Consider the following 9,217-nt stretch of genomic DNA (forward strand, 5'->3'; position numbering starts at 1 on the left):
GGCACTACGCGTGAACAAGAAGGAAGAAACCCAGCATGAAACCCGAAGACGCCGACAAGCTAGCCCGTCGCTTTATTGCCTTGCCGCTGGAAAAGCGCCGAGTGTTCCTGCAGGCCTTGGGCCGGGAAGGGGTGGACTTCGCCATGCTGCCGATTCCGGCCGGTGTCGACAGCCCGCAACGCGCGTTGCCGTCGTACGCCCAGCAGCGCATGGGCCTGCTGTGGTTGCTCGACCCGCAGGGCGCCGCCTACAACCTGCCCGGTGCGGTGCGTTTGCAGGGCGAGCTTAACGTCGAAGCGCTGAAGGCGGCCTTCGAAGCGCTGGTGGCACGGCATGAACCGCTGCGCACCTTGTTCAGCCTCGATGATGGCGTTTGGGCTCAGTGCCTGCAGCCTGCCGGGCCACTGGCGCTGGTTCGTCATGATTTCGCCGATTTGGCCGAGCGCGACACTCTCCTCGCCGAGTGCATGGGCGAGCAGGCGCGCCTGCCGTTCGACCTGCACAAGGGGCCGCTGCTGCGCGTGTGCCTGGTGCGCATGGCCGCGCAGGAGCATGTGCTGCTGGTGACCTTGCACCATATCGTCGCCGATGGCTGGTCGATGAATGTGCTGATCGACGAGTTCAGCCGCCTCTACGCCCAGTGTGTGGCCGGTGCTGCGCCGCAGTTGCCGGCACTGCCGATCCAGTACGCCGACTATGCCCTGTGGCAGCGCAGTTGGCTGGAATCGGGCGAGTTGCAGCGCCAGCTGGAATACTGGACGGCGCAGTTGGGTGACGAACAGCCGGTATTGGAGCTGCCCACCGATTTTCCGCGCCCGGCCAGCCCCAGCTATTGCGGAGTTCGCCTGGAGTTCGCCATTGCGCCTGCGTTGACCCAGCGCCTGCGCAGCCTGGCTCAGCAGCAGGGCGTGACCCTGTTCATGCTGTTGCTGGCGTCCTTCCACACCTTGCTGCACCGCTACACCGGTCAGTGCGACATCCGCGTCGGCGTGCCGGTGGCCGGGCGCAACAAGGCCGAGACCGAGGGGCTGATCGGCCTGTTCGTCAATACCCAGGTGTTGCGTGCGCAGCCCGCCAGTGACTTGCCGTTTACCGCGCTGCTGGCCCAGGTCAAGGCCGCCGTGCTTGGCGCCCAGGCGCACCAGGAGCTGCCTTTCGAACGCTTGGTCAACGCCCTGCAGCAGGAACGTGACACCAGCCATTCGCCGCTGTTTCAGGTGCTGTATAACCACCAGCCCGTTGTGGCCGATGTCGAGCAGTTGCACATCGTTGACGGCCTCAAGGCCTCACGGCTGGAGCTGGGTGGGCGCACCACGCAGTTCGACCTGGCCCTGGATACCCTGGAAAAATCCGGCGCCCTGCATGCGGCACTGACTTACGCCTGCGACCTGTTCGAGCATGCCAGTATCGAGCAACTGCGCGGCCATTGGCTGAACCTGCTGCACGGCATCGTCGATCAGCCGCAGGCGCGTCTTGGTGACCTGCCGCTGCTCAGCGGCGAAGAGCGTCAGCGCCAGCTGCTGGACTGGAACAACACGGCCCACACCTATGCCGACGGCCCCTGCGTGCATTGGCTGATCGAAGCCCAGGCCGTACGCACTCCGGATGCTCCGGCGCTGGTGTTTGCCGCAGAGCAGTTGAGCTATGCCCAGCTCAACGCCCGTGCCAACCGCCTGGCACATCGGTTGATCGAGGCGGGTGTCGGGCCGGAAGTGCTGGTCGGCATTGCCCTGGAGCGCTCATTGGAAATGGTCGTAGGGCTGTTGGCCATCCTCAAGGCTGGCGGTGGCTATGTTCCTTTCGACCCAGACTACCCGGCCGAGCGGCTGGCCTATATGGTCGAAGACAGTGGCGTACAGCTGCTGCTGACTCACTCGGCGTTGCGCGAGCGTCTGCCGCAGCAGGCCGATCTGCAGGCATTGTGCCTGGACACGCTCGACACCGCAGGTTACCGCGACAGCAACCCGGCGCATGGCAACAGCGCACACAACCTCGCTTACGTGATCTACACCTCTGGCTCCACGGGTCGCCCGAAAGGTGCGGGCAACAGTCATGGGGCGTTGTTCAACCGCCTGGCCTGGATGCAGCAGGCTTATGCCTTGAGCGCAACTGACAGCGTGCTGCAGAAAACCCCGTTCAGCTTCGACGTTTCGGTGTGGGAGTTCTTCTGGCCGCTGATGGTCGGCGCGCGCCTGGTGGTGGCGCAGCCGGGCGCCCACCGCGACCCGCAGCAACTGATCCGGACCATTGTCGAGCAGCGCATCAGTACCTTGCACTTTGTGCCATCGATGCTGCAGGCATTCATTCATGAACCGGGTGTCGAAGCTTGTAGCAGCCTGCAACGCATCGTCTGCAGTGGCGAGGCGTTGCCTGCCGATGCCCAGGCTCAGGTGTTTGCCCGTTTGCCGCAGGCCGGGCTGTTCAACCTCTATGGCCCCACCGAAGCGGCGATCGACGTCACCCACTGGACCTGTGTGGACGATGGCCGCCACAGCGTGCCGATTGGCCGTCCGATTGCCAACCTGCGTACCCATATTCTCGACGCCGAACTCAACCCGGTGCCGACGGGCGCGGCGGGGGAGTTGTACCTGGGCGGTGTCGGCCTGGCGCGTGGTTACCACCGCCGCCCGGCGTTGACCGCCGAGCGTTTCGTGGTCGATCCCTTTGGCTCGGGTGAGCGCCTGTACCGCACTGGCGATCTGGCCCGCTACCGTCAGGATGGCGTGATCGACTACCTCGGGCGCCTGGACCATCAGGTGAAAATCCGTGGCCTGCGTATTGAGCTGGGTGAAATCGAGGCTGGCTTGCTGGCCCACCCGGCGGTCAAGGAAGCGGTGGTGCTGGCTCAGGACAACAAACAGTTGGTCGCCTATCTGGTGCTCAGCCAGGCCAGCGCGGATGCCCAGGCGATTAACAGCGAACTGCAGGCGCAACTGCTCACGCACCTTCCGGCGTTCATGGTGCCGGGGTTTTTCTTGCACCTGGAGCGCCTGCCGGTTACCGCCAACGGCAAGCTCGATCGCAAGGCATTGCCCCGCGCGGGTGCTGTACGTCAGCAGCGCTTCGAGGCACCGTGCAACGAGCGCCAGAAACTGCTCGCGCAGATCTGGCAACAGCTGCTGAACGTTGAAACAGTGGGGCTGGACGACAATTTCTTTGCCCTGGGCGGCGATTCGATCATCGCCATTCAGCTGGTCAGCCGCGCCCGCCAGGCCGGGCTGCGCCTGACCCCGGCCGATGTCTTCAAGTATCAAACCCTGCGCAGCCTGGCAGCCGCGGTCGAGCTTGCGCCGCAGGTGCTGATCGAGCAGGGGCCGCTGCACGGTGAGGTGGCCCTGACCCCGATCCAGCATTGGTTTTTCGAGCAGGCCATACCGCAACGCCAGCACTGGAACCAAGGGGTGCTGCTGACCCCGCGCCAACCCCTCGACGCGGCCGTGCTGGAAGCGGCCTTGCAGGCACTGGTGGTGCAGCATGACGCTTTGCGTCTGCGTTATCGTCAAGTCGATGGTCAGTGGCAGCAGGCGCATGCCGAGGCGGTGCCGTTGACGCTGTGGCGGCGTCAGGCCAGCTCGGTGCAAGCATTGCGCGAGCACTGCGATGCCGCCCAAACCAGCCTCGACCTCGAACATGGCCCGCTGGCCTGTGCGCTGTTGGTCGACATGGCCGACGGCAGTCAGCGCCTGCTGCTGGCCGTGCATCACCTGGTGGTGGACGGCGTGTCCTGGCGGGTGCTGCTCGAAGACCTGCAACAGGCTTACCGCCAACAGGCCTTGCCGCCGAAAACCAGCGCTTACCAGCATTGGGCCGCACGCCTGCGTGATTACCTGCCACGCGCCGAAGCGCAACTGCCGTTCTGGCATGCCCAGCAAGCGGCTGCCCTGCCACACGATCACGCGCACGGCCGCTGCGTGAATGCCAGCGCCTGCTCACGCACCTGGCGCCTTGATGCGGCGCGCACCCGGCAACTGCTGCAAGGCGCGCCGCAAGCCTATCGCACTCAGGTCAACGATCTGCTGCTGACCGCCCTCGGGCGCGCGGTGTGTGGCTGGAGCGCTCAGGCCGATTGCCTGGTGCTGCTCGAAGGCCATGGCCGTGAAGCCTTGTTCGACGACGTCGATCTGAGCCGCACGGTCGGTTGGTTCACCAGCCTGTTCCCGCTGCGCCTGAGCCCGCTGGGCGAGGTGGGCGCAGCGTTGAAAGCGGTGAAAGAGCAACTGCGTGCGGTGCCAGACAAAGGTATCGGCTACGGCGTGCTGCGCTACCTGGGGGCTGCGCCGCTACCGGCCCAGACCGGCATTCTGTTCAATTACCTCGGTCAGCTCGACCAGCAGTTCAGTGACGACGCGCTGTTTGTCCCGGCCAGCGAAGGCAGTGGCCGCGCCCAGGACCCGCTGGCACCGTTGGCCAGCGCGTTGAGCCTGGAAGGGCAGGTGTTCGACGGCGAGCTGCTACTGGAATGGCGTTACTGTGGCGAAACCTTCGAGGCCTCGACCATCGAGCGTCTGGTTGAGGCCTACGCGCTGGAACTGACGGCTTTGCTCGATCATTGCCTGACCCCGGGTCTGGCCGGTGTGACGCCGTCGGACTTCCCCCTGGCAGGCCTCGATCAACAGCAGCTCGACGCCCTGAATCTCGAGTGGGCGACGGTCGAAGACCTCTATCCGTTGTCGCCGTTGCAGCAGGGCATGCTCTTTCACAGCCTGTACGAAACGCAGGCCGGCGCCTACATCAACCAGTTGCAGGTGCGCATCGACGGGCTCGATGTCGAGCGTTTCCGCGCCAGCTGGCAGGCTGCCCTGGCGCGCCATGAAGTGCTGCGCAGCCGCTACTACTGGGAAGGCCTGGAGCAACCGCTGCAGGCCATTGCCCGGCGAGTTGAGGTGCCGCTGCGGGTGCTGCCGGGCAGCGGGCAGTCGCTTGCGGCCATGGCTGAACAACAGCGCAGCGAAGCGTTTGAGCTGAGCAGCGCGCCGTTGCTGCGCCTGCTGCTGGTTCAACTCGGCCCGGACAGCTACCAGTTGATCTACACCAGCCACCACATCCTCATGGACGGCTGGAGCAACGCCCAGTTGCTGGGCGAAGTGCTGCAGCACTATGCCGGGCAGGTGCCTGCCGGCCATGCCGGACGCTACGCCGACTACTTGGGCTGGCTGCAACAGCGCGACGCAGCGCAGGATCAGGCGTTCTGGCAGGCCCAGGTCGAGGGGCTGGAGTCGCCAACCCTGCTGGCCGAAACCCTGCCGCGGGAGGCAACTGCGGTGGGCTATGGCGAGCTGAAGCAGGTACTGGATAGTGCCTTCAGCCAGCGTCTGAATGACTTCGCCCGTGAGCAACAGGTAACCGTCAACACCCTGTTCCAGGCGGCCTGGGCGTTGCTTCTGCAGCGCTACAGCAACCAGGCGCATGTCGCGTTCGGCGCGACTGTGGCCGGGCGGCCAGCGCAGTTGCCGGGCATCGAGCAGCAGGTCGGCCTGTTCATCAATACTTTGCCGGTGGTTTGCGCACCACGGCCAACCCTGAGCGTTGCCGCCTGGTTGCAGGAAGTCCAGGCATTGAACCAGCGTCTGCGCGACTACGAGCACACTCCGCTGCTCGACATTCAGCGCTGGGCCGGGCAGCAGGGCGCGTTGTTCGACACCTTGCTGGTGTTCGAGAATTTCCCGGTGGCCGAAGCACTCAAGCAGGGTGCGCCCGCAGGCCTGCGATTCTCCTCGGTGAGCAATCACGAACAGACCAGTTACCCGCTGACGTTGGGTATCGAGCAGCACGCCAGCCTCGACCTGACCTTCAGCCACGACCACCAGCACTTCAGCGCGGCGCAGGTTGCTCAGCTGTGCGATGGCCTGATCGGTCTGCTGCAGCAGTTCGTCGCTAACCCACAGCAGCCGTTGGCGAGCCTTGGCCTGCTCACCGCGCAGGCACAGCGCGAGCGTCTGGCGCTGTGCGGTTCGGCTGATGACCAGGCGGACAGTGCGCTGCTGGTACACCAGCGCTTCGAGCGTCAGGCCGCTGCCACACCAGAGGCACTGGCGCTGATCAGCGCTGACCAGCAGTACACCTACGGCCAACTCAACGCCCGCGCCAACCGCCTGGCGCACCGCTTGCGTGAATGCGGTGTCGGCCCCGGCCAGCGCGTGGGGCTGGCGGTGCGCCGTGGCCCGCTGATGATTACCAGCCTGCTGGCGGTGCTCAAGGCCGGTGCCGCCTATGTGCCGCTTGACCCGGATTACCCGGCCGAGCGCCTCGCCTACATGATCGAAGACAGCGCCCTGAGCCTGCTGCTGATGCAGCCTGGCCTGGTGCAGGTGTCAGCGGGTGTTGCCTGCTTGCTGCTGGATGCGGGTGACGACTGGCTGGCCGAGTATCCGCAACACAACCCGAAGAACCTGGCCGCAGCCGGTGATCTGGCCTACCTGATCTACACCTCTGGCTCCACCGGCCTGCCCAAGGGCGTGTCGATCGAGCACGCGGCGTTGCGTGAGTTCTGCGTGATCGCCGCCGACTACTCGCAACTCAGCGCTGAGGATCGGGTGTTGCAGTTCGCCACGTTCAGCTTCGACGGTTTCGTCGAACAGTGCTACCCGCCGCTGTGCGTGGGGGCCTGCCTGGTGCTGCGCGGCGACGAACTGTGGGACACCGCCACCCTGTACCAGCAGATCATTGCCCATGGCGTCACGCTTGCCGACTTGCCCGCTGCCTATTGGTTCCTGTTGGCCCAGGATTGGGCGACCAGCGCGCCGCGCAGCGCTGGGCGACTGCGTCAGGTACACGTGGGCGGCGAGGCGATGTCGGCCGAAGGCCTCAAGCTCTGGCACGCTGCCGGGCTCGGGCATGTGCGTCTGCTCAACACCTACGGGCCGACCGAGGCGACGGTGGTGTCCAGCACCCACCTCTGTACCCTGGCGGACAGTCAGGGCGCGATCCCCATCGGCCGTGCGCTGCCGGGCCGTGCGCTGTACATTCTTGACGGGCATGGCCAGCTGGCGCCAACCGGGCTGGCTGGCGAGTTGTGCATCGCCGCAGAGGCGGGGCTGGCGCGCAACTACCACGGGCGGGCAGCGCTGACGGCTGAACGCTTTGTGCCTGATCCTTTCGCCAGCCGCCCAGGCGCGCGCCTGTACCGCAGTGGCGACCTGGCGCGAGCGCGGGCTGACGGGGTGGTGGAGTACATTGGCCGCGCCGACCACCAGGTGAAAATCCGTGGCTTCCGCGTCGAGCTCGGTGAGCTGGAAGCGCACCTGCAAGCCTTGCCGATGATTCGCGAAGCCGCAGTGCTGGTGCATGACAGCGCCACCGGCAAGCAATTGATCGGCTATGCCGTGCCGGTCGTGGCAACGCAAACCAGTGCTGAACTGACTGCCGAAGTGCGCCAGGCCCTGCGTGCGCAACTGCCCGATTACATGCTGCCGAGTCAGGTACTGGCGTTGCCAGCGCTACCGCTCAACCGCAACGGCAAGCTCGACCGCAAGGCCCTGCCAGCACCGGAGCCGATGGTGGCGGGCAACAGCGAGCCGCTGCGTGGCGAGCTGGAGCAGCGCATCGGGCAGATCTGGCAGCAGGTGCTGCGGGTCGAGGGCCTGGGGCGCGAGGACAACTTCTTTGAGCTGGGCGGACACTCTTTGCTGGCCACCCAGATCGTTTCCCAACTGCGTCAACAGCTGGGGCTGAGCGTGCCGCTGCGCAGCCTGTTCGAACACCCGCGGCTGTGCGACTTCGCCGCGCAGGTGCAGGCACTGGCCGGGCAGGGCGCTGCGCTGGCGCGACCGCCCATGCAACGTGTCGAGAGCGCAGGGCGCAAGCCGCTGTCTTTTGCTCAGCAGCGCCTGTGGTTCCTCTGGAGCCTGGAACCGCTCAGCTCGATGTACAACATGCCCGGCGCCTTGCGCTTGCGCGGCGCCCTCGACCACGCTGCCTTGCAGCGTGCTTTCGAGGTGCTGGTAGAGCGTCACGAAGTGCTGCGCAGCACCTACCACGAAGCCGACGGCAGTACCTGGCAGCAGGTGCGCGATGACCTGCCGCTGACCCTGCGCCATACCGACCTGCGTGGCCTCGGCGATGCCGAAGCGGCTGCCCGTGCACTGGCCCGTGAAGAAGTGGCGCAGCCGTTCGACCTGGCCAATGGCCCGCTGCTGCGCGTGCACCTGCTGCAGCTGGCGGATGACGATCATGTGTTGCTGCTGACCCTGCACCACATCGTCGCCGACGATGGCTCGTTCCGGGTGCTGATCGACGAGTTCGTCAGCCTCTATCCGGCGCTGAGCCAAGGGGCCGAGCCGACATTGCCGGGCCTGACCTTGCACTATGCCGACTTCGCAAGCTGGCAGCGTCAGTGGCTGGAGCAGGGCGGCGAGCTGCAGCGTCAACTGCAGTACTGGCAGGCGCGCCTGGGTGAACAGCCAAGCGTGCTGGAACTGCCGCAGGACCCGAACGCCGCGCCATCCGCCGACGGCCAGGGCGGCAATAGCCACTTCACCTTCAGCGCCGAGCAGAGCGCGCAGTTGCGCCAGTTCGCCCGCCAGCGCAACCAGTCGCTGTTCAGTGTGCTGCTGGCGGCGTTCAACGTGGTGCTGCAGCAGCGCACCGGCGAGCATCGCCTGCGCATCGGCACCGACATCGCCAACCGCAACCATGCCGAGCTTGAGCGCATGGTCGGCTTCTTCGTCAACCAGCTGGTGTTGCAGGTGGATGTGGACGCCGGGCTCTCGGTGCCGCAGTTGCTTCAGCGCTGCCGTGAAGCGGTGGTTGAAGCCTCCGATCACCAGGACCTGCCGTTCGAACGCCTGGTCGAGGCCTTGCGCCTGACACGGCGCAGCGGGCGTTCGCCGCTGTTCTCGATCAAGTTGATCCACCAGGAGGGCGTCGGCCGTCTGCCGTCGATGGGGGGCCTGCAGGTCGAGGATTTTCCTTCCGGGCGTCAGGCCGCCGAGCTGGATCTGGTGGTGGCGTTCTACAACGACGAACAGCACCTGCACCTGAGCTTCGAATACCCACCGGAGCGCTTTGCTGCCGCCACCTTGGAGGCGATGTTCGAACAGCTACGTGCGGTGCTGCAGGCGCTGCTCGACGGTGCCGGCGCGTTGCACGAACTGAGCAGCGCCGCCGAACGGGTCTGGCGCGAGCATCAGGCGCAGCAGAGCAGCCAGCGTGCCGAGCGCCTCAAGGGCCTGCATCCGATCAAGCGGCGGCGCTCCGGCGCTGCCCTGTAATCCGTCTA

The 9,217-nt window shown here is 65.9% G+C and carries 1 protein-coding gene; it reads left to right on the forward strand.

The annotated features are described in order from the left end of the window. Positions 1 to 35 precede the first annotated feature (35 nt). Positions 36 to 9,209, forward strand: a complete 9,174-nt coding sequence (locus tag ACP6KB_RS09605) for an amino acid adenylation domain-containing protein (protein ID WP_442113494.1) — start codon at positions 36 to 38, stop codon at positions 9,207 to 9,209. Positions 9,210 to 9,217: the final 8 nt, after the last annotated feature.

The sequence above is a fragment of the Pseudomonas sp. NUPR-001 genome (genome assembly GCF_052147955.1).
GTDB lineage: Bacteria > Pseudomonadota > Gammaproteobacteria > Pseudomonadales > Pseudomonadaceae > Aquipseudomonas.